At 65.1% G+C, this 18,577-nt stretch carries 16 protein-coding genes and 1 other RNA gene; 12 read left to right on the top strand and 5 right to left on the bottom strand.

Annotated features, from left to right (window positions below; translation table 11 throughout):
• Window positions 1–25 precede the first annotated feature (25 nt).
• From BES08_RS08515 to rnpB, 3 genes are all read left to right on the top strand, one after another.
• Window positions 26–667, top strand: a complete 642-nt coding sequence (locus BES08_RS08515; RefSeq protein ID WP_008828332.1) for a histidine phosphotransferase family protein — start codon at window positions 26–28, stop codon at window positions 665–667.
• A gap of 21 nt (window positions 668–688) precedes the next feature.
• Window positions 689–1,393 carry an N-acetylmuramoyl-L-alanine amidase gene (locus tag BES08_RS08510; protein ID WP_008828331.1) on the top strand — a complete coding sequence of 235 codons (705 nt, stop codon included), beginning with the start codon at window positions 689–691 and terminating at the stop codon, window positions 1,391–1,393.
• 9 nt (window positions 1,394–1,402) lie between these two features.
• An RNA gene (rnpB, locus tag BES08_RS08505) (RNase P RNA component class A) lies at window positions 1,403–1,863 on the top strand.
• 25 nt (window positions 1,864–1,888) lie between these two features.
• Here rnpB and BES08_RS08500 read toward each other — a convergent pair.
• Complete coding sequence (locus BES08_RS08500) at window positions 1,889–2,677, bottom strand: metallophosphoesterase (protein ID WP_069708093.1); 789 nt, start codon at window positions 2,675–2,677, stop codon at window positions 1,889–1,891.
• A 245-nt stretch (window positions 2,678–2,922) separates the two neighbouring features.
• Between BES08_RS08500 and BES08_RS08495 the strand changes: the two genes are divergently transcribed.
• Entirely contained in the window at window positions 2,923–3,687 is a 765-nt protein-coding gene (locus BES08_RS08495; RefSeq protein WP_008828329.1) for a TorF family putative porin, read from the top strand.
• 53 nt (window positions 3,688–3,740) lie between these two features.
• On the opposite strand, the gene BES08_RS08490 is transcribed toward BES08_RS08495, so the two are convergent.
• Entirely contained in the window at window positions 3,741–4,496 is a 756-nt protein-coding gene (locus BES08_RS08490) for an SIMPL domain-containing protein (protein ID WP_231958207.1), read from the bottom strand.
• A 95-nt stretch (window positions 4,497–4,591) separates the two neighbouring features.
• Here BES08_RS08490 and BES08_RS08485 point away from each other — a divergent pair, with 95 nt between their 5' ends.
• The 6 genes from BES08_RS08485 (at window position 4,592) to BES08_RS08460 (ending at window position 11,127) form a co-directional block, all read left to right on the top strand.
• A complete protein-coding gene (locus BES08_RS08485; RefSeq protein WP_008828327.1) occupies window positions 4,592–5,023 on the top strand; it encodes a VOC family protein in 432 nt (143 codons plus the stop codon).
• Window positions 5,024–5,124: 101 nt separating this feature from the next.
• The gene (locus BES08_RS08480; RefSeq protein ID WP_069708092.1) at window positions 5,125–6,582 is read left to right on the top strand and encodes a glycosyl transferase family protein; all 1,458 of its coding nucleotides are present in this window, start codon (window positions 5,125–5,127) and stop codon (window positions 6,580–6,582) included.
• A 239-nt stretch (window positions 6,583–6,821) separates the two neighbouring features.
• Window positions 6,822–7,664, top strand: a complete 843-nt coding sequence (locus tag BES08_RS08475) for a hypothetical protein (protein ID WP_231958206.1) — start codon at window positions 6,822–6,824, stop codon at window positions 7,662–7,664.
• Window positions 7,665–7,710: 46 nt separating this feature from the next.
• A complete protein-coding gene (locus tag BES08_RS08470) occupies window positions 7,711–8,625 on the top strand; it encodes a sulfite exporter TauE/SafE family protein (protein WP_036523649.1) in 915 nt (304 codons plus the stop codon).
• Window positions 8,622–9,374 carry a TIGR02186 family protein gene (locus BES08_RS08465; RefSeq protein WP_008828323.1) on the top strand — a complete coding sequence of 251 codons (753 nt, stop codon included), beginning with the start codon at window positions 8,622–8,624 and terminating at the stop codon, window positions 9,372–9,374. Before BES08_RS08470 ends, BES08_RS08465 begins: the two co-directional genes overlap by 4 nt.
• 91 nt (window positions 9,375–9,465) lie before the next feature.
• On the top strand, window positions 9,466–11,127 hold the full coding sequence (locus BES08_RS08460; RefSeq protein ID WP_069708090.1) for an ATP-binding protein: 1,662 nt from the start codon (window positions 9,466–9,468) through the stop codon (window positions 11,125–11,127).
• Between the two features lies 1 nt (window position 11,128).
• Here the strand turns inward: BES08_RS08460 and BES08_RS08455 are convergent, their stop codons facing one another.
• The 3 genes from BES08_RS08455 to BES08_RS08445 all read right to left on the bottom strand — a co-directional run bounded on the left by BES08_RS08455 (window position 11,129) and on the right by BES08_RS08445 (window position 16,391).
• Window positions 11,129–12,568 carry an MATE family efflux transporter gene (locus BES08_RS08455; RefSeq protein ID WP_081798900.1) on the bottom strand — a complete coding sequence of 480 codons (1,440 nt, stop codon included), beginning with the start codon at window positions 12,566–12,568 and terminating at the stop codon, window positions 11,129–11,131.
• The gene (locus BES08_RS08450; protein WP_069708089.1) at window positions 12,565–13,311 is read right to left on the bottom strand and encodes a 7-carboxy-7-deazaguanine synthase QueE; all 747 of its coding nucleotides are present in this window, start codon (window positions 13,309–13,311) and stop codon (window positions 12,565–12,567) included. The genes BES08_RS08455 and BES08_RS08450 overlap by 4 nt, the downstream gene beginning before the upstream one ends.
• Before the next feature lie 389 nt (window positions 13,312–13,700).
• Window positions 13,701–16,391: a valine--tRNA ligase gene (locus BES08_RS08445; protein ID WP_069708088.1), complete on the bottom strand. Its 2,691-nt coding sequence runs from the start codon at window positions 16,389–16,391 to the stop codon at window positions 13,701–13,703.
• A 160-nt stretch (window positions 16,392–16,551) separates the two neighbouring features.
• Between BES08_RS08445 and BES08_RS08440 the strand changes: the two genes are divergently transcribed.
• Together BES08_RS08440 and BES08_RS08435 are read left to right on the top strand one after the other, a co-directional pair.
• A complete protein-coding gene (locus tag BES08_RS08440; RefSeq protein ID WP_069708087.1) occupies window positions 16,552–17,667 on the top strand; it encodes an ABC transporter permease in 1,116 nt (371 codons plus the stop codon).
• A complete protein-coding gene (locus BES08_RS08435) occupies window positions 17,664–18,572 on the top strand; it encodes an ABC transporter ATP-binding protein (protein WP_069708086.1) in 909 nt (302 codons plus the stop codon). The genes BES08_RS08440 and BES08_RS08435 overlap by 4 nt, the downstream gene beginning before the upstream one ends.
• The last annotated feature ends 5 nt before the right edge of the window (window positions 18,573–18,577 follow it).

Below are 18,577 nucleotides of genomic sequence, written 5' to 3'. Positions count from 1 at the left end.
AAGTACGAAAGAGCAGTCCAAGCCCATGACCACGAGTTCGATCGAACTTGCCAGCCTCCTGTGTTCGCGCCTTTGCCATGACATGCTCAGCCCGGTCGGCGCGCTGACCAATGGCCTTGAACTGCTCGCGGACGAGAAAGACCCGGAGATGCGCCAGCGCTGCTTCGAACTTCTTGACCAGAGCGCGAGGATTTCCACCGACAAGCTCAAGTTCTTCCGCCTGGCCTTCGGTGCGGCGGGCGGCTTCGGCGAGATGGTGGCGGTGAGCGAGGCCAAGGTTCTCGTCGATGCGCTGGTGGCGAACAATCCGCGCGTCACGCTGGCCTGGGCACTGCCGAGCGATTCGCTGCCGAAGGCGGCGATCAAAACGCTGCTCAACTTCGCACTGATTGGTCTCGAGGCACTGCCGCGCGGCGGTACGCTGGAAATCGCGGCCGAGTATCGCGACAATCACAGCGAACTGGTGGTGCGTGCTGCCGGTCCGCGTATCGCTTTCGACCGTTCGGTCGGCGCCGCGCTTGAAGGCGCTCTGCCGGAAGGTGAGCTTTCGAGCCGTACCGCGCCTGCGGCGATGTTGCGCCAGTTGGCCGTGGAATTGAAGGGCAAGCTTCAGTTTGCGCTGGCGGACGATGCGCTGGTGCTTGGCGCGATGCTGCCAAGGGCCTGACGGGAAGGAGGCGCGACGAAGATGAACCGTTGGCTCGTCAATCGCACCGTCGCCTCCCCCAACTGGAACGAGCGCAAGCTGCCGATCACTATGGTCGTGCTGCACTATACCGGCATGAAGTCGGCCGAGGAGGCGCTGGAGCGGATGTGCGATCCGGCCGCCGAAGTCTCTGCCCACTATATGATCGACGAGGAGGGGATGATCACCTCACTCGTTCCTGAGGACAAGCGGGCCTGGCACGCGGGCCGTTCCTACTGGCGCGGTGAGACAGACGTGAATTCGGCCAGTATCGGCATCGAACTGGTCAATCCCGGACATGAATGGGGCTATCGTCCGTTTCCCGAACCGCAGATGGACGCGTTGCTGCCGCTGCTGGCGGATATCATGGACCGGCACGACATTCCCCGGGCCAACGTGGTCGCGCACTCCGATATCGCGCCTGCCCGCAAGCAGGACCCGGGCGAATACTTCGACTGGAACCGCCTTGGCGAACTCGGCCTTGCGCTGGAGATTCCCCAGGCGAAGATGAACCTGTTCTACGACAACCCCGGCGCCTTTTATCTGGCGCTGGAGCGGTTCGGCTACGACATCACCGACGGGCGGGCCGCCGTCACCGCGTTTCAGCGCCGCTGGCGGCCGATCTTCATGGATGGCGAGATCGATGGAGAAATCGGCGGCATCCTGTTCGAACTCCTGTTGGAACGCGATACCGGCCGTGCTAGGTGACCGCCCGCGCCGGGGAGCCGGGCAGCCGCGGGGTCGCCAAGGAAACTTGGATGACCGCGAGGAAAGTCCGGGCTCCACGAAACAAGGGTGGCAGGTAACGCCTGCCGGGCGAGGGCGGTTTTCAGACCGTCCGAAGCCTAGGGAAAGTGCCACAGAGAGCAAACCGCCGATGTTTTCCTCGGAAAGCAGGTAAGGGTGAAAGGGTGCGGTAAGAGCGCACCGCGCTGCCGGTAACGGTAAGCGGCTTGGTAAACCCCACCCGGAGCAAGACCGAATAGGGGCTGCGCGCCGGCGTCTCGCGAAAGCGGGGGAGATCGGCGGGTTCGTTTCGAACCCAGGCAGCCCGGGTTGGTCGCTTGAGCGAGGCAGCGATGTCTCGCCTAGAGGAATGGCTGCCGCCGCGGCGTAAGGTCCCTCTCTTTGGGAGACCACGTCAGGAACAGAACCCGGCTTACAGGCTCCCCGGCGCATTCAGGGCCTTGAAATTCCGGCTATTCAGGCCGCTTCGCTGCAGCCGGCGGCATTGTCGCTCGCGGTCAGGAACCAGCGGTCGGTTCCTTGCAGGCCGAGGGCAGTCAGCGTGCCGTGAAGGAATGCGCCGGTGTCGATGCCGATGCGGTTGCCGCGCTCGTCCGGTTCAGGCGTGATCGTATGCCCATGCACCACGAACGCCCCGAAATCGCCGCGATGGCTCAGGAAAGGCTCGCGAATCCAGCGGCAGTCGCGGCCGAGCTGGTGTTCGAGCGGTGTATCGGGGCGGACACCTGCATGGACGAACACGTAGTCTCCTACGCGGTGCATCTTCTTGAAGCTGTCGAGGAAGTCGAAGTCGTCCTGCGGAATCGCCTCGTTCATCAGGCGCTGCATCTCTTCGGCATCGGCTGCGAGCAGTGTGTCCTTGTCGATACCGTAGGACAGGATCGTCTCCAGCCCGCCGAACTTGAGGAAACCGCGCATGGCCTCGGCATCCTTGCTGGCAACCAGCAGCATTTCCTCGTGATTGCCCTGGATGAACTCCACCTCACGCTCGCGGCCCCACTGGCGCGCGCGGGCTACGACCCCGGCACTGTCGTCGCCCCGATCAATTAGGTCACCCAGGAGAACGACGGTCGTATGCGCACGTCCGCGCGCCGCATCATCCTGCTCGATCGTGTGGATGAGATGCTCGAAAAGATCGGCACGGCCATGGATATCGCCCACGGCGTAAACCCGTTCACCGGAAGGGATCCAAGGGGCTCGCCGTTGGTCGGCCCGGCCCATGAGCTTTCGTATCGTGTTCAGCATTTATTGCGCTGCAGTATAAACTGCCCCGCTCCCCCGCACAACCCGTAGGAAACACCAGAGGGTGCAGTGGCAAAAAATCCACACATCGTTTCTTGAATGTTGCTGTATTGAAATTTTTCTTGTGCGTCTTCTAGCTGCAGTGCAGCAATATTGTGCCGTCGCAAGGGAGATCCGGAACGAGACTCCATGCAGCGGACGCAGGTGGGACGAGGCATCAAAGACAATAAATTTGTGAGGGAAACACCATGCTCTTGTCCGTCCGCGGCGTTGTCGCCGCCTCTCTCCTTGCGGGCACTGCGCTTTCCGCAACTCCGGCATTTGCGCAGGACGCCGAGGCGCCCAAGGAAATCACCATCACCGGCAGCGCGGCTCTGACCAGCGACTACCGCTTCCGCGGCGTCTCGCAGTCGGCCGGCGACATTGCGATCCAGGGCGGCATCACCGTTTCGCACGCCAGCGGCTTCTACATCGCAACCTGGGGCTCTTCGATCGACCTGGGCTCCACTTACGGCAGCACCGAACTCGACATCTTCGGCGGCTGGACCGGCGAAGTGACGCCTGGCCTGACGCTCGATGCGGGTCTGCTCTACTACGCCTATCCGAACGGCCACGTCGGCACCGCGGAGTTCTTCGAGCCCTATGCCTCGGTCTCCGGTCAGGTCGGCCCGGCCAAGGTGAAGGTCGGCGCCAACTACGCCTGGAAGCAGACGGCACTGCCGAACTTCGCGGGCACGGCCAAGCATGACAATCTCTACGTCTATTCCAACGTCGATATCGGTATTCCGAACACGCCGCTGACGGTCTCGGGTCACCTCGGCTACACCGACGGCGCGCTGGCTCCGTGCTACTACTGCAACGCCGACAAGACCGGCATCGACTGGTCGATCGGCGCTTCGGCGACCGTTTACGGCCCGCTTTCGGTGAGCCTGTCCTACGTCGGCGTCAGCGGTCCGAGCATCGACAGCTATACCGACGACACTGTGGTCGCGACGCTCACCGCAGCGTTCTGATCGTCAACGCATAGCAGGACGAAGCCCGTCCGGAACGATCCGGACGGGCTTCCTCATTTCAGGTAGAAGTCGATCGTCGTGACGACGCGCACCTTCTTGTAAGGCGTGTCGGACTGTCCCCAGCTACCGCCCGAATCGCCGTCCCGCGCCTCGATCGAAAAGTAGCCTTGAGCGGCATTCTTGATCGCGCCGACTTCGGCGCCGCTGTCCTTGGCGAACTGTTCGGCGGCCGAGCGCGCATCCCGGGTCGCGGCGGCGACCATCTCCGGCTTGATGCCGTTGAGCCGGGTGAAGGTATACGCCATGCCCGAACCTTCCTCGAGCATCACGCCGCGCCGCACGAGGTCGAACTGGCGGCGCACGGCATTCTGCGCGCGCTTTATGTCAGTGGTGCGCAGGCTCACCCGCTGGCGCACGGTGAAACTGACGACGCCATTGTCCTTGGTCTGGTTGACGTTGACGCCGGTTGGCTGGAGCGCCTCGGCCGGGAATCCGAGTTCGCGGAAGAATGCGCGGATCTGGACGGTGTCGCGGTCCACGCTCGCCTGTGCGGTGGCAAGATCGGGTGCGGTCGCGGAATAGCTGATGGTCCAGGTGGCGAGATCGGCGGTGACGTCACGTTCGGCGAGGCCCTTGACGGTGACCGCACGGTCCGCGCGCTGCGCCCGCTTGATGCCGTCACCCAATGCGAAGCCGCCGATGACGATGCCCACCGCCAGGATCGTGGCGCTCGCCAGCCATCGACCGGTTATACCTCCGAGGCGGGCAATGCCCTTGTGCTGACTTTCGGCGGAACTATCTTCGCTCATCGCTCTCTCCCTGATCGTCGCCGCGTCATGCAGGCTGGCGGCTGTATGTGCGATGAATTGTTCCACAGTGTCGATGAAATGAAGAAAGCCATCCCATGACCCGCTACCTTCACACCATGATCCGCGTGACCGATCCGGATGAGACGATCCGCTTCTTCGAACTCGTCGGGCTCAAGGAAACGCGCCGGTTCTCCAGCGAACAAGGTCGTTTCACGCTGATCTATCTTGCCGCGCCGGGGCAGGAAGAGGCAGAGGTCGAACTGACCTACAACTGGCCTGCAGAGGATGGATCGGCTGAGGCTTACCCCGGCGGTCGCAATTTCGGTCACCTCGCGTTTCAGGTGTCCGATATCTACGAGACCTGCCAGCGGTTGCAGGACGGCGGCGTGACCATCAACCGCCCGCCGCGCGATGGCCACATGGCCTTCGTGCGCACGCCGGACGGCATTTCCATCGAACTGCTGCAGGATGGTCATCTCGAACCTGCCGAGCCGTGGGCGAGCATGCCCAACGTCGGATCCTGGTAAGTATCGTCAAGACGCCGTTAACTTTCTGAAACGGCGTGCCTTCGCGTTTGCGAAGAGAGCGTCCCTGCCGATAATCTGCGCCCAGTGGTCGATCGTAGGGGATGATCGACCACTGGCCGTGGCTGGGGGACGAAGTGCGGGGATCGCAGGCGCTCATTGATATCGTCGCCCATGTGCAGGCGTTCGAGCAGGAATTGCTGCTGTTCGTGGCATTCTGGCTTGTCCTTGGCGCCTTGGACGAATTCATGATCGACGCGTTGTGGATCGGACTTCGGTTGACGGGACGCTCGCCGGATTCGCGCATCACGCAGGCAGAAGCCACCGCACCGCTCTCCGGACGCGCCGCCGTGTTGATCGCTGCCTGGCAGGAAGCAGAAGTAATTGGGCACACGGTTCGCCATGCGCTGGCCAATTGGCGGCAGGACGAGTTCACACTGTACCTCGGCTGCTATTGCAACGATCCGGACACGATCGCGGCGGTCGCCGCTGCGGCAGGCGGTGACTTGCGGGTTCGTACGGTGATAGGCGACTGCCCAGGGCCGACTACCAAGGCGGATTGCCTCAATCGAATTTACGCCGCGCTCTGCGCTGACGAGCTTCGCTATGGCTGGCGCTATCGATCCGTCGTGCTCCACGACGCGGAGGACATGGTGCATCCGGCGGAACTCGCCGTGATCGACCGGGCGCTGCGCCGGGCAGACTTCGCGCAGCTTCCCGTGCGCCCCGAACTGCAGCCAGCCTCGCCATGGATCGCGGCGCACTATGCCGATGAGTTCGCCGAGTCGCACGGCAAGGCCATGGTCGTTCGCGATGCGCTGGGAGCAGCGATGCCGGCGGCAGGCGTAGCGTGTGGTTTTTCGCGCGATATGATCGCGCGCATTGCGCTTCGTCGCGGTCGCGACGGCGGCCCGTTCGCGGCCGAGTGCCTTACCGAAGACTACGAGCTCGGGCTGCTGGTGCAGCGGGAAGGCGGAACTTCGCGCTTCTTGAGGGTTCGTGACGAGACTGGCGGATTGGTCGCGACGCGGGCCTACTTCCCATCAAAGCTCGCCGACGCTGTGCGTCAGAAATCGCGGTGGATTCACGGGATTTCGTTCCAGGGGTGGGACCGGCTTGGTTGGGGCAGCGGAGTTATCGACCAGTGGATGGCACTTAGGGACCGGCGTGGCCCGCTCACGGCTCTGATCCTCGCGTGCGGTTATGGGTTGCTGCTGATCGAGGCGGCATTGAAACTGGCCGAACGTGAAGGACTCGTACAAGGCACGGAGCTTTCGCCTTTGCTGCAGGCGCTGTTGGCCATCTGCCTGGCGAGTTTCGTCTGGCGAAGCGGTTTGCGGTGCTTCTTCACCGCAAGCGAATACGGGCTGGTCGAGGGGCTTGGCGCGATTCCGCGTATCGTCGTTGCCAATGCAATCGCCATTCTGGCGGGCCGCCGCGCGCTCTTCAGCTATGTGATGACCTTGAGGGGAAATCCCGTACGTTGGGAGAAGACCGAGCACGTAGGGCACCCGACACTGCTTGAGTTGGCGCCGACCCGTTCAAGGCTGGCTGCGTCGTGAGCGGCGGAGCGATTTCACGCGGGCATCCACTTCTGGCCCTGCTGGCCTTGTTGGGGGGCTGGGTTGGAGGGCGCGCTGCGACATGGGAACCGCTGGTCTCAAAGGCCGCGCCAGCCGTCGTTGCGGGTAGTGAAGTCGGCTTAGGGCTCCAGTCCCTTCCGAGCTATGCCGGCGATGATCCTAGAGCCTATGACATTGCGCCCGATTTTGGCGTTGGCCGGCCTGCGGTGCGTTATGTCATGACCTATTCCGCGCCGGCCGCGCCTGCGGTGTCGTCCGGCATTTCCGCTCTGTCGATCATGCCGCACTTGCGCGAGGACTTTGGCGCCTTGCAGCCCTTGCCGCGTTTCTACGCACCCGACGTGCCCGGGACGGTCGCCGCACCTCAGCCGACCGGGCTGCCGATCGTGCCTTGGCGGCCGCGCCGCTGGTCGATGGACGCATGGGCGCTGATGCGACGGGACAGTTCCGGTGCTCCAGCTTCGCCTGGGGCGATTCCCGGGATTTACGGCGCTAGTCAGGCGGGCGGAGTGCTGCGCTACCGGCTGGCATTGGCCAGTAGGCATCGGCCGACGGTCTACTTGCGAAGCACCTCGACGACCGGGCAAATCCGAGAAACCACGGCGGCAGTTGGTTTGTCGGCCCGGCCGATCACTGCGTTGCCTGTCGTCGCGGCGCTGGAGGGGCGGATGACCGACCAGATGGGGCAGCGCCGGATACAGGGCGCAGCGATGGCGATCACCGAATTGCCGCTATTCCCGCTGCTCGCCGGCTTCCGAGGAGAGGCCTACGCGCAGGCAGGATATGTCGCCGGGCGCTACGCGACAATGTTCGCTGACGGTCAGTTCCGCGCGGATCGGGGATTGCTGACTGTGCGGGCAGCGGACGTGCGGATCGGTGGAGGGCTTTGGGGCGGAGCGCAGAAGGGCGCGGCGCGGCTCGATGCGGGACCGACCGCCTCGGTTGCGATGCCGCTCGGGCGCGGCATCGATGGGCGGGTCGCGGTGGACTGGCGCTTCCGCCTTGCCGGTGACGCCGTGCCCGGCTCCGGCCCCGCCCTCACGCTATCCGCAGGATTCTGAAACGCGCCTTTTCCGCGACGCCATGCTGCGGTAGCGAGTGGGGGCAATGGACGTCTACCTCCCCATCGCCAACCTTTCGGTCAACGGCCTCATCATCGTCGCGCTGGGGGCGCTGACCGGCGTGCTGTCGGGCATGTTCGGCGTGGGCGGCGGGTTCCTGACGACGCCGTTGATGATCTTCTACGGTATCCCGCCTACGGTCGCTGCAGCATCGGCAGCCAGCCAGGTGACCGGCGCCAGCGTCTCGGGCGTCTTCGCGCATACCCGGCGGGGCGGCGTGGATTACCAGATGGGCGCGGTCATGGTAGCCGGCGGCATCATGGGCACCGGGCTCGGCTCGCTGTTGTTCAACCTGCTCGAGCAGTTGGGCCAGATCGATACGGTCATCAACATCCTCTACGTCGTGCTGCTCGGCTCGATCGGCGGCTTGATGGCCAAGGAGAGTATCCAGTCGATCCGCGCCGAGCGGACCGGGATTCCCATCGCCGCCAGGAAGCGCCGCCATCACCCGATGGTCGCCAGCCTGCCGATGCGCTGGCGGTTCTACCGCTCGGGCCTCTACATCTCGCCGCTGGCGCCGCTGCTGCTGGGGATCGGGACCGGCATCCTGACCATGCTGATGGGCATCGGCGGCGGCTTCGTGCTGGTCCCGGCGATGCTCTATATTCTCGGCATGAGCGCCAATGTCGTCGTCGGCACCTCACTGTTCCAGATCCTCTTCGTGACGATGGCGACGACGATGATGCACGCGCTGACCACTCACGCCGTCGATATCGTGCTGGCCTCGCTGCTGCTGCTGGGCTCGGTGTCGGGCGCTCAGGTCGGCGCGCAGTTCGCGCAGAAGGCCAGCCCGGTGAAACTGCGCCTTATCCTCGCCGTCATCGTGCTGCTGGTCGCCGGGCGCATGGCGCTGGGCCTCGGCTATCGGCCTGACGAGATCTACACGGTTGCGCCGCTGTGAGGGTGTGGCTCGCACTGCTGGCGCTTGTCGCGCTGACCGGTGCGCGCGACCCGATCCTCGTACCCGAAGTCTCGCAGCACGAAGTCGATCTGCAACAGGGCTTCACCGGCACCGAACTGCTGCTCTTCGGCGCTGTGTTGACGCCCGAGGGCTCGCGCGCGGCGCAGGACTACGACATCGTCGTCGTGCTCAAGGGGCCGACCCAGTCCATCGTCCTGCGCGAAAAGCAGAAGGTCGCGGGCGTCTGGATCAACGCCGCCAGCACCGAACTGCGCAGCGCGCCGAGTTACTACGCCATCGCCTCGAGCCGGCCGATCGCTGACATCGTCGACGACAAGACGGCGGCGATCTATGAGCTTGGGCTCAAGTGGCTTCAGCTGTCGCCGATCGGCGCGATCGATCCCGACGAACAGGCGCGTTTCTCCTCGGGGCTGGTCGATCTCAACCGCCGGATCGGGCTCTACCGCGAGGAGGAGGGCGGCGTCACGGTCAAGGAGCAGGTGCTTTACCAGGCCCGGATCGAACTGCCCTCGCGCGTGCCGACGGGCATCTATACCGCAGAAACTTTCGCCATTTCCAAGGGCCGGGTAGTCGCGTCGGCGAGCAGCCAGGTCGAGGTGCGCAAGCTCGGTATCGAGCGCGCCATCGCCAATTTCGCGGAGGATTACGGCTTCGCTTATGGCCTGCTGGCGGTATTCGTTTCGGTGGCGATGGGCTGGCTGGCCGGGCGTCTTTTCGCGCTGATCTGATATACGATGCCGTTTTTAGGCGGAAATTAACCTCGTCGCTGGTAGCCACCGCAATCGGTTGCCATACAAATGCGATGGGTTGACGAAGCGGATGCATCTCGACGGTCTCGACAGATTTCAAGACCCCCGGACCGATGCGGAGCCGGCCGTCGCGCCTGGGCTCGAGCCGATCGGCGTCGTCCTCGACGTGAGCGGCGCGGGCAGCCGCATCGCCTTCGATCTCGAGCGCCTGAACGAGATAACCGCCGCGGATGATCCCTCGGTGGCGATGTCCGGGCAGGTGAGCAGCCAGGTCAAGATTCGCGTCGGCACCGGCTGGCTGCTGGCCAGCGTCCGTAACCAGAAGCAGGACGGCCGCGTGGCGGGCGTGTTGTCCGAAGTCGATTTTCTCGGCGAGGGTCTAGAGGAGCGCCATACCGGCCGCATCCACGGGTTCCGGCGGGGCGTCACGCGCTTCCCGATCCCGGGCGCGCTGGTCTACCCGGCGACCAGCGACGACCTTCGGCAGATCTACGCCAGCGACGGACGCTCGGCGATCCAGGTCGGCAACGTCTATCCCACCCGCGACATTCGCGCGGGGCTTTACGTCGATGCGCTGCTGGGCAAGCACTTCGCGCTGCTCGGCTCGACCGGCACCGGCAAGTCGACCAGCGCCGCGCTGATCCTCCACCGCATCTGCGAGCATGCGCCCGAAGGCCATATCATCATGGTCGATCCGCACGGCGAATATGCGGCAGCGTTCCGCGATACCGGCGTGATCCTCGACGTCTCGAACCTGCAGATGCCCTACTGGCTGATGAACTTCGAGGAGCACTGCGAGATTCTGCTGACCTCTCGCGGAGACGAGCGCCAGCTTGACGCCGAAATCCTCGGCAAGGCGCTGCTGGAGGCGCGCTCGAAGAATCGGCTGGCCGAGCAGATGGGCAAGATCACGGTGGATTCGCCGATTCCCTACCTGCTGTCGGACCTCGGCAATATCCTGAACAACGCGATGGGCAAGCTTGACAAGGGCCATACCAGCGCGCCGTACCTGCGCATCCGCAACAAGCTGGACGAGATGAAGTCCGACCCGCGCTATCAGTTCATGTTCTCCGGCATGCTGGTGGGCGACGTGATGGCGGACTTCATTTCCAAGCTGTTCCGCCTGCCGTCGCGCGGGCGGCCGATTTCGATCATCGACGTTTCCGGCGTGCCGACGGAGATCACCTCCACCGTCGTCGCGGTGCTCAGCCGCATGGTCTTCGACTTCGCCGTCTGGGCGCGCGAGGAGGAGACGCGGCCGATCCTGCTCGTCTGCGAGGAAGCGCATCGCTACGTTCCGAACGAGCGGAATGCCGACGGTTCCTCGGTGGGCCGCATCCTCTCGCGCATCGCCAAGGAGGGGCGCAAGTACGGCATTTCGCTGGGCCTCATCACGCAGCGGCCGTCCGATCTGGCCGAGGGCGTGCTGTCGCAGTGCGGCACGATCATCTCGATGCGCCTGAACAACGAGCGCGACCAGGCCTTCGTGCGCGCCGCCATGCCCGAGGGTGCACGCGGGTTCCTCGATTCGATCCCGGCGCTGCGCAACCGCGAGTGCATCGTCTGCGGCGAGGGCGTGGCGATCCCGATGCGCGTTTCGTTCGACGACCTCGAGGAGAACAAACGGCCGGCTTCGGCGGACCCATCGTTCACGCAGCTGTGGAACCGCAGCGGCGGCGAGGAGGAGATGGTCCTGCGTACCGTCCAGCGCTGGAGGGCGCAGGGGCGTTGAGCTAGCCCTTGAAGGCCCTGCGCCACCGGCCTGTGCTGTAGTAGGCCAGCGTCAGGATCACCGTCAGCGATGACCCAACCGGATAGGCCCACCATACCGCCTCGCTGCCGATGAACGGGCGGGCCAGCGCATAGAAGCCGAGGCGCCCCGGATAGAGACCGAGGAACAGCAGTACCAGCGGCGCTACCACGGCGCCGTACGCGCGCATCGTGCCGGTCAGGATCATGGTGATCGACACGATCACGAACGAGGCGGTGCAGACCACCTGGATATGCTCGGCGATGGGCAGGGCGGGGCTCTGGCCGCCGAGGAACAGTGCCAGCAGCGGTCGGTCGAATCCGACGATCAGCGCGGCCACGGCGGTCGACATGACGAGGTTGGTGCCCATGCCGGTCAGCGTCACCTTGCTGACGCGGCCATGGTCCCCGGCGCCCAGCGACTGCGCGACCATCGCGCTGACGGCCGAGCCGATCGCGAAGGCGGGCATCTGCAGGTAGTTCCACAGTTGCAGCGAAGCGCCGTAGGCGGCCGCCGCGTCCAGCCCCTCGCGGTTGACGAGGCTCACCATGATGAGGCCTGCCGAGGACACGATCAGCATCTGCGCGCCCATCGGCAGACCCTTGGCCAGCACATAGCGAAGGTCCTCTCCGCGCGGGGTGAGATAGCCGAGTTCGGGGCCGCGCAGGCGCAGCGGCAGGTCCTTGCGGTAGATCACCCAGATCTGCAGCACCATGCCTGCGGTGTTGGCGATGGCGGTGGCGATGGCCGACCCTGCGACGCCCAAGGTCGGCAGCGGGCCGACACCGATGATCAGCAGCGGGTTGAACACGATGTCCAGCACCACCGCCAGGATCATGGCGTAGAGCGGCGTCTTGGAATCGCCGACGCCGCGCATGCCCATCGAGACGATCATGTTCACGCTCGCCAGCGGGATCGTCACGAAGATCACCTGCAGGTAAGCGAGCGCATCGGCGCGGCTGGCGGCCGGTGTGCCGAGCTTGTCGAGCAGTGCTCCCGCACCGAACCAGCCGATCACGCCGGTCGCGATCGAGATCAGGATGCAGAAGCCGACGCCGGTGCCGAACGTGCGCCGCGCCGCGACGATGTCACGCGCGCCGAAATGCTGGCCCACGCGCACCGTCGTCGCCATGCCGAAGCCGAAGACGGCGGCGAAGACGAGGAACATCACGATGTTGGCGTTGGCCGTCGCCGCCAGCGCGCTCTCGCCCAGCAGGCGGCCCACCCAGATCGCGTTGACCGAACCGTTCAGCGTCTGCAGCACGTTGGACAGCAGCATCGGGATCGAGAAGAACAGCAGCGTCTTCAGGATCGGGCCTTTGGTGAGATCGCCGCGCATCGCCGGGCGCGCGGGCGCTTCGACCTGCGGAGTGTCGGCGGTCGAGCTGTCCTCGCACAGCGGGATGGGCGATGCTTCGTTCATGTGCCTCTCGTGTCGCCCCAAAGATGGATGTGCAAGCGGTCCGTGAACCGCAAGCCATGCTGCGAGCAGAAATCCGCCAGCCAGCCCGACCGTTCCCGGATGACATCGCTGGAGCGGCCTTCGGGCATCAGGAACAGGCGGGCGCCGGGGATGGCGTAAGTCTGTTGCAGGGCCATGACTTCGTCGAGGTCGTCGCGGGTGGCGACCACGAACTTGAAGAAGGCTCGCGGTTCGGCGGCCCAGGCGGCGAGGCGTTCGGGCAGCAGCGCGAGGGTATCGGGGTTGCCGCTGTGCGCCAGCTTGGGGCTGACGTTGTACTGGTCGATCCGCGCGTCGAGCGCGGGGTGCGGCGCGACGGTGGAGTTCGTCTCGACCTCGACGTGCATGCCGGGGCGGATTTCGTCGAGCGCCTTGACCATGCGGGCGAGCGCGGCGCCCTGCAGCAACGGCTCACCGCCGGTGATGACGAGGCGGTCGGGCACGAGGTCGGCCACGGCCTGCGCGAGGTCGGCTTCCTCCATCGTCACCTGATTCTCGCGCCGCTCGAAGGCGAGGTCGTCGCGGTGGAAGCGGTTGTCGCCGGTGAAGCGCCAGGTGTAGGCGGTGTCGCACCACTGGCACGCGAGGTTGCAGCGCGAGAGGCGCACGAAGGTGCTCGGTCGGCCCATCGAGGGGCCTTCGCCCTGCAGCGAGGCGAAGATTTCCGGCTGGCCGGGGGTGGTGGTGGCTAGGGTCAGGGTCATGGTTTCAGTGTCGTAAGGTGACGCAGGTTTACACGGTTTACACGGTCCAGAGGGAAAAGGTGTCACCTTGGGCCGATTTGGCGGTGAAAGTGTCACCTTGTGGGCGAAACCTGTCACCTTGCGGTGAAAAAGTGTCACCTTGCAGCACGAGAAGTGTCACCTTGCGCGACGTGCATGTGTAACCTTGGGGAGAAGCGGACATGGCGCGATCATGGCAGAGGCCGCCGCTGTAGGACAGCGCATCCTCCCCGGTACGGGGAGGGGGACCACCCGCAGGGTGGTGGAGGGGCACAGGCGGCTTACGTGACGCCTGCCTGCAGACATCACGCGAACCGAGGGTGCCCCTCCACCATGCTTCGCATGGTCCCCCTCCCCCGATGGGGGAGGATTCAGCCCAGCCGCGCCAGTGCCGCCGCCAGACGCTCTGCCTCGGCCGAGTGCGCGGCGTGGTCGGCGCGGGCCTTCTCGACCGCCTCGGGCTTGGCCTTCTGCGCGAAGGCCGGGTTGTCGAGGCGCTTGCCCAGCGAATCCCGCTCCTTGATCGAGGCGGCGTGGGCCTTTTCCAGACGGGCCTTCTCGGCGGCGATGTCGATCACGCCTTCGAGCGGGATCGCCAGCATCGCGTCGCCTGCGCCCACCTGCATCGCCGCACCGGCAGGCGCCGCTTCGAAGCGGATGCCGTCGAGGCGGGCGAGGCGGTCCACCACCGCCGGGTTGCGCTCGATCACGGCGCGGGTCGCGTCAGAAGGATCGGCGAGGTACGCGGTCAGGCGCGCGCCGGGCGAGATGCCCAGCTCGGCCTTGGCGCCGCGCAGGTTGCCGACCAGCGCGATCAGCCATTCGACCTCGGCCTTGGCTTCGGCGTCCACCGCAGCCTCGGGCGCAGGCCATGCGGCGACGATCAGTTCGGCCTCGCGGGTGCCGGTCTTGCTCCACAGCTCCTCGGTGACGAAGGGCATGAAGGGGTGCAGCATGACGAGGATCTGGTCGAGCACCCAGCCGGCGACGGCCTTCGTCTCCTCGTCGAACGAACCCTTGATGAGTTCGATGTACCAGTCGCAGAACTGGTTCCAGACGAAGTGGTAGATCGCGTTGGCGGCGGCGTCGAAGCGCAGGTCGGCCATCGCCTTGTCGAGCGCGGCGACGGTTTCCACGACTTCACCGATGATCCAGCGGTTGACCGCCGAGGTCGCCTTCGGCGCGGCTACCGAAGTGCTGCCGACGATGCCGTTGGACTGGCAGAAGCGCGCGGCGTTCCACAGCTTGGTGGCGAAGTTGCGATAGCCCTCGACGCGCTTCTCATCCATCTTCACGTCGCGGCCCTGGCTTTCCATGGCGGTCATGAAGAAGCGCAGCGCGTCGGCGCCGTACTGGTCGATGAGGCCCAGCGGATCGACGACGTTGCCCTTGGACTTGGACATCTTCTGCCCGTCGGCTGCGCGCACGAGGCCATGGAGGTAGAGCCGCTTCCACGGCACTTCCTTCATGAAGTGGATGCCCTGCATCGCCATGCGCGCATCCCAGAAGAACAGGATGTCGAAGCCCGAGACGAGCAGGTCATTGGGGTAGTGCTTCTTGAGCAGCGCCGAATCCTGATCGGGCCAGCCCAGCGTCGCGAATGGCCACAGCGCCGAGGAGAACCACGTGTCGAGCACGTCGTTGTCGCGGGTCAGCGCCTTGTTGCCGGCGAGGGCCTGTGCCTCTTCCTCGGTCTCGGCGACGAAGATCTCGCCGTCTTCGGAGTACCACGCGGGGATGCGGTGACCCCACCACAGCTGGCGGCTGACGCACCACGGTTGGATGTTCTCCATCCAGTTGAAGAAGGTCTTCTCCCACGACTTCGGGACGATCTCGATCGAGCCGTTGCGCACCGCTTCCATCGGCGGAATGGCGAGGGTGGCGGCATCGACGTACCACTGGTCGGTCAGCCAAGGCTCGATCACCACGCCGCCGCGGTCGCCGTAGGGCGTAGCGATGGTGCGCGGCTCGGCGTCGTGCTCGACTTCGTTGCCTTCCTTGTCCTTGGTGACGTGCGGGATCAGGAGGCCCAGTTCCTTCATCGCTTCGACCACGGCGGCGCGGGCGTCGAAGCGGTCCATGCCGAGGAAGTGGTGCGGGATCAGGCCGTCCGCCGTCTGGCAGACCTTCGCCTCGGCATCGAGCATGTTGAGCATGTCGCGCGCTTCGATCCCGGCGCGCTTGCCGACTTCGAAGTCGTTGAAGTCATGCCCCGGGGTGATCTTCACCGCGCCCGAGCCCAGTTCCGGGTCGGCGTGCTCGTCCGCGACGATGGGGATCTCGCGGCCGGTGATCGGCAGGGTGACGGTGGCCCCGCGCTCCAGCAGCGGCTTGTAGCGCTCGTCGGCGGGGTTCACCGCGACCGCCATGTCGGCCAGCATCGTCTCGGGGCGCGTGGTGGCGACCTCGATATGGCCCGAACCGTCCGAGAGCGGATAGTTGAAGTGCCAGAAGTGGCCCTGGATCTCGCGCGTCTCGACCTCAAGGTCGCTGATCGCGGTCTTGAGCTTGGGGTCCCAGTTCACCAGCCGCTTGTCGCGGTAGATCAGGCCCTGCTTGTGCAGGTCGACGAAGACCTTGACCACGGCCTTGGTGAAGTGCGGGTCCATGGTGAACTGCTCGCGGCTCCAGTCCATCGAGCAGCCGAGGCGGCGCAGCTGGCCGGTGATAGTGCCGCCGCTTTCGGCCTTCCATTCCCAGACCTTCTCGATGAAGGCTTCGCGCGTGTAGTTGGTGCGCTTGTCCTGGCGCTGTTCCATCTGGCGTTCGACCACCATCTGCGTGGCGATGCCCGCATGGTCGGTGCCGACCACCCACAGCGCGTCCTTGCCGCGCAGGCGCTCGTAACGGATCACCACGTCCTGCAGCGTGTTGTCGAGCGCGTGGCCGATGTGCAGCGAGCCCGTCACGTTCGGCGGCGGATTGACGATGGTGAAGGGCGCGGCGTCGGGGCGCTCGGGGCGGAACAGGTTGTTCTGTTCCCAGTGGGCGTACCACTTGGCCTCGATCCCGGCGGGGTCGAAAGTCTTGTCGAGAGCGGGTTCGGAAACGATTTCGGTCATGGCTGGGGCCATGCCAAAGCGACGGTTTTGGCGCAAGGTCGCATTGCCACGCGATTGCCGCATTCGCGTGCGAACCCTTCGCAGAAATCGAACTGACACATCTCGTCGCCACCATGGAACATCTTGCCGGTCCATGGTTTTTCCCCCAAAGCGAGCGAACATGCGGGAATGGGCTGAATTCACCCTGTCGGAAAACGACCAAGGCGCCGACCATGTCCTGGCGCTGAAGGGACCGCTTTGCGTCCATTCGCTGGGCAATCTCGACGCCAAGCTGCATGGCCTGAGCGGGAATTTCACCCGCGTGGACATGTCCGGCGTCACCGATATCGACACCACTGGCGCATGGCTGGTCACGCACTATGCCAACCAGCGCGGGCTGGAGATCACCGGAGAGAACGAGCAGGCGCGCCGCCTCTTCGCCGCCATTGGCAACATGCACGAGCATGAGGCCGAGCCGGAACCCAAGCTGTCCTTCATCACCCGCCAGTTGGACGAACTCGGCGATCTGATGGCGAACTGGGGGCGGGGCATCGTCAAAGTGCTCGACTTCCTGGGCGAACTGATCCTCGCCCTCGGCGCGGTGATACGCCGCCCGTCGAAGCTGCGCGGCACGGCGCTGGTGTTCCACATGCAGTATGTGGGCATCAACTCGCTGTGGATCATCGGGCTGATGAGCTTCCTCATCGGCATCGTCATCGCGCAGCAGGGCGCGGTGCAGCTCGCGCAGTTCGGCGCGGAGTTCTATACGATCAACCTGACCGGCCGCCTGTCGATGCGCGAACTGGGCATCCTGATGACCTCGATCATGGTCGCGGGTCGTTCGGGATCGGCCTTCGCCGCGCAGATCGGCACGATGAAGCTGACCGAAGAAGTGGACGCGATGCGCACCATCGGCGTTTCGCCGGTGCAGGCGCTGGTGGTGCCGCGCGTGCTCGCCTCGATGCTGATGATGCCGCTGCTGGGCTTTTACAGCTCGGTCCTTGCGATCATCGGCGGCGCGACGATCGGCGGCCTTGCGCTCGACATTCCGTTCTGGACTTTCCTGCAGCGCACGCAGGAAGTGGTGCCGATCACCGACGTCTACATCGGCCTCATCAAGGCGCCGGTCTTCGCGCTGATCGTGGCGCTCGCGGGGTGCTACCAGGGCATGCAGGTGACCGCCAACGCCGAGGAAGTCGGCGCGCGCACGACGCAGGCGGTGGTCACCGCGATCTTCACGGTGATCGTGCTCGACGCCTTCTTCGCCATCTTCTTCACGAAAATCGGTTGGGCATGACGGACCTCTCGGACGATTATCAGGGCGAGTACCCGATCCTCGTCGAAGGGCTGCGCAGCGCCTTCGGTGAGCACGTGATCCACGAGGACCTCGACCTCAAGGTCCGCAAGGGCGAGATCCTGGGCGTCGTCGGCGGTTCGGGCACCGGCAAGTCGGTGCTGATGCGCTCGATCATCGGGCTGCAGCAGCCGGCCGAGGGCAGCATCACCGTGCTCGGCCACAAGATGGGCGAGGCGACCGAGGACGAGGATATCGACTTGCGCTCGCGCTGGGGTGTGCTGTTCCAGGGCGGCGCGCTGTTCTCGACCCTGACCGTGGGCGAGAACGTCGAAGTCCCGCTCAAGCAGTTCTTTCCCGAGATCACCGACAGCTTGCGGGCCGAGATCGCCCGCTTCAAGGTGCGCCTTTCGGGGCTCCCGGAAAACGCCGCGTTCAAGTTCCCGAGCGAGCTTTCGGGCGGCATGAAGAAGCGCGCCGGGCTTGCCCGTGCGCTCGCGCTCGATCCCGAACTGCTGTTCCTCGACGAGCCGACCGCGGGCCTCGACCCGATCGGCGCTGCCGCCTTCGACAGCCTGACGCGCGAGCTGAAGGAAACGCTGGGGCTCACCGTCTTCCTCATCACCCACGATCTCGACACGCTCTACGCCATCTGCGACCGCGTGGCGGTGCTGGCCGACAAGAAGGTCATCGCGGTGGGGACGATCCCGGAACTGCTGGCGCTCGACCATCCGTGGATTCAGGAATACTTCAACGGCCCGCGTGGTCGTGCGGCGCTTGCCGCGAAGGACGATCCGCCGATGTCCGAACAGGCATTGCCGGAACACATGAAATCGGAACATGGGGCCGCCGAGGCGGTTCAAGCTAGTTCGCCGTCCGACACGGACAGCAAGAAGTCGGAGGCATAGGGGCG

Source organism: Novosphingobium resinovorum (assembly GCF_001742225.1).
Lineage (GTDB): Bacteria > Pseudomonadota > Alphaproteobacteria > Sphingomonadales > Sphingomonadaceae > Novosphingobium > Novosphingobium resinovorum_A.
The sequence above is the reverse complement of the archived record's forward strand: the minus strand, read 5'-3'. Positions and strand labels throughout refer to the sequence as shown.

Excerpts from the sequence above, each read along its gene's own strand:
- BES08_RS08515 (WP_008828332.1), top strand. The coding sequence starts at position 26 with ATGACCACGAGTTCGATCGAACTTGCCAGCCTCCTGTGTTCGCGCCTT.
- BES08_RS08510 (WP_008828331.1), top strand. The coding sequence starts at position 689 with ATGAACCGTTGGCTCGTCAATCGCACCGTCGCCTCCCCCAACTGGAAC.
- BES08_RS08500 (WP_069708093.1), bottom strand. The coding sequence starts at position 2,677 with ATGCTGAACACGATACGAAAGCTCATGGGCCGGGCCGACCAACGGCGA.
- BES08_RS08495 (WP_008828329.1), top strand. The coding sequence starts at position 2,923 with ATGCTCTTGTCCGTCCGCGGCGTTGTCGCCGCCTCTCTCCTTGCGGGC.
- BES08_RS08490 (WP_231958207.1), bottom strand. The coding sequence starts at position 4,496 with ATGAGCGAAGATAGTTCCGCCGAAAGTCAGCACAAGGGCATTGCCCGC.
- BES08_RS08485 (WP_008828327.1), top strand. The coding sequence starts at position 4,592 with ATGACCCGCTACCTTCACACCATGATCCGCGTGACCGATCCGGATGAG.
- BES08_RS08480 (WP_069708092.1), top strand. The coding sequence starts at position 5,125 with ATGATCGACCACTGGCCGTGGCTGGGGGACGAAGTGCGGGGATCGCAG.
- BES08_RS08475 (WP_231958206.1), top strand. The coding sequence starts at position 6,822 with ATGACCTATTCCGCGCCGGCCGCGCCTGCGGTGTCGTCCGGCATTTCC.
- BES08_RS08470 (WP_036523649.1), top strand. The coding sequence starts at position 7,711 with ATGGACGTCTACCTCCCCATCGCCAACCTTTCGGTCAACGGCCTCATC.
- BES08_RS08460 (WP_069708090.1), top strand. The coding sequence starts at position 9,466 with ATGCATCTCGACGGTCTCGACAGATTTCAAGACCCCCGGACCGATGCG.
- BES08_RS08455 (WP_081798900.1), bottom strand. The coding sequence starts at position 12,568 with ATGAACGAAGCATCGCCCATCCCGCTGTGCGAGGACAGCTCGACCGCC.
- BES08_RS08450 (WP_069708089.1), bottom strand. The coding sequence starts at position 13,311 with ATGACCCTGACCCTAGCCACCACCACCCCCGGCCAGCCGGAAATCTTC.
- BES08_RS08445 (WP_069708088.1), bottom strand. The coding sequence starts at position 16,391 with ATGACCGAAATCGTTTCCGAACCCGCTCTCGACAAGACTTTCGACCCC.
- BES08_RS08440 (WP_069708087.1), top strand. The coding sequence starts at position 16,552 with ATGCGGGAATGGGCTGAATTCACCCTGTCGGAAAACGACCAAGGCGCC.
- BES08_RS08435 (WP_069708086.1), top strand. The coding sequence starts at position 17,664 with ATGACGGACCTCTCGGACGATTATCAGGGCGAGTACCCGATCCTCGTC.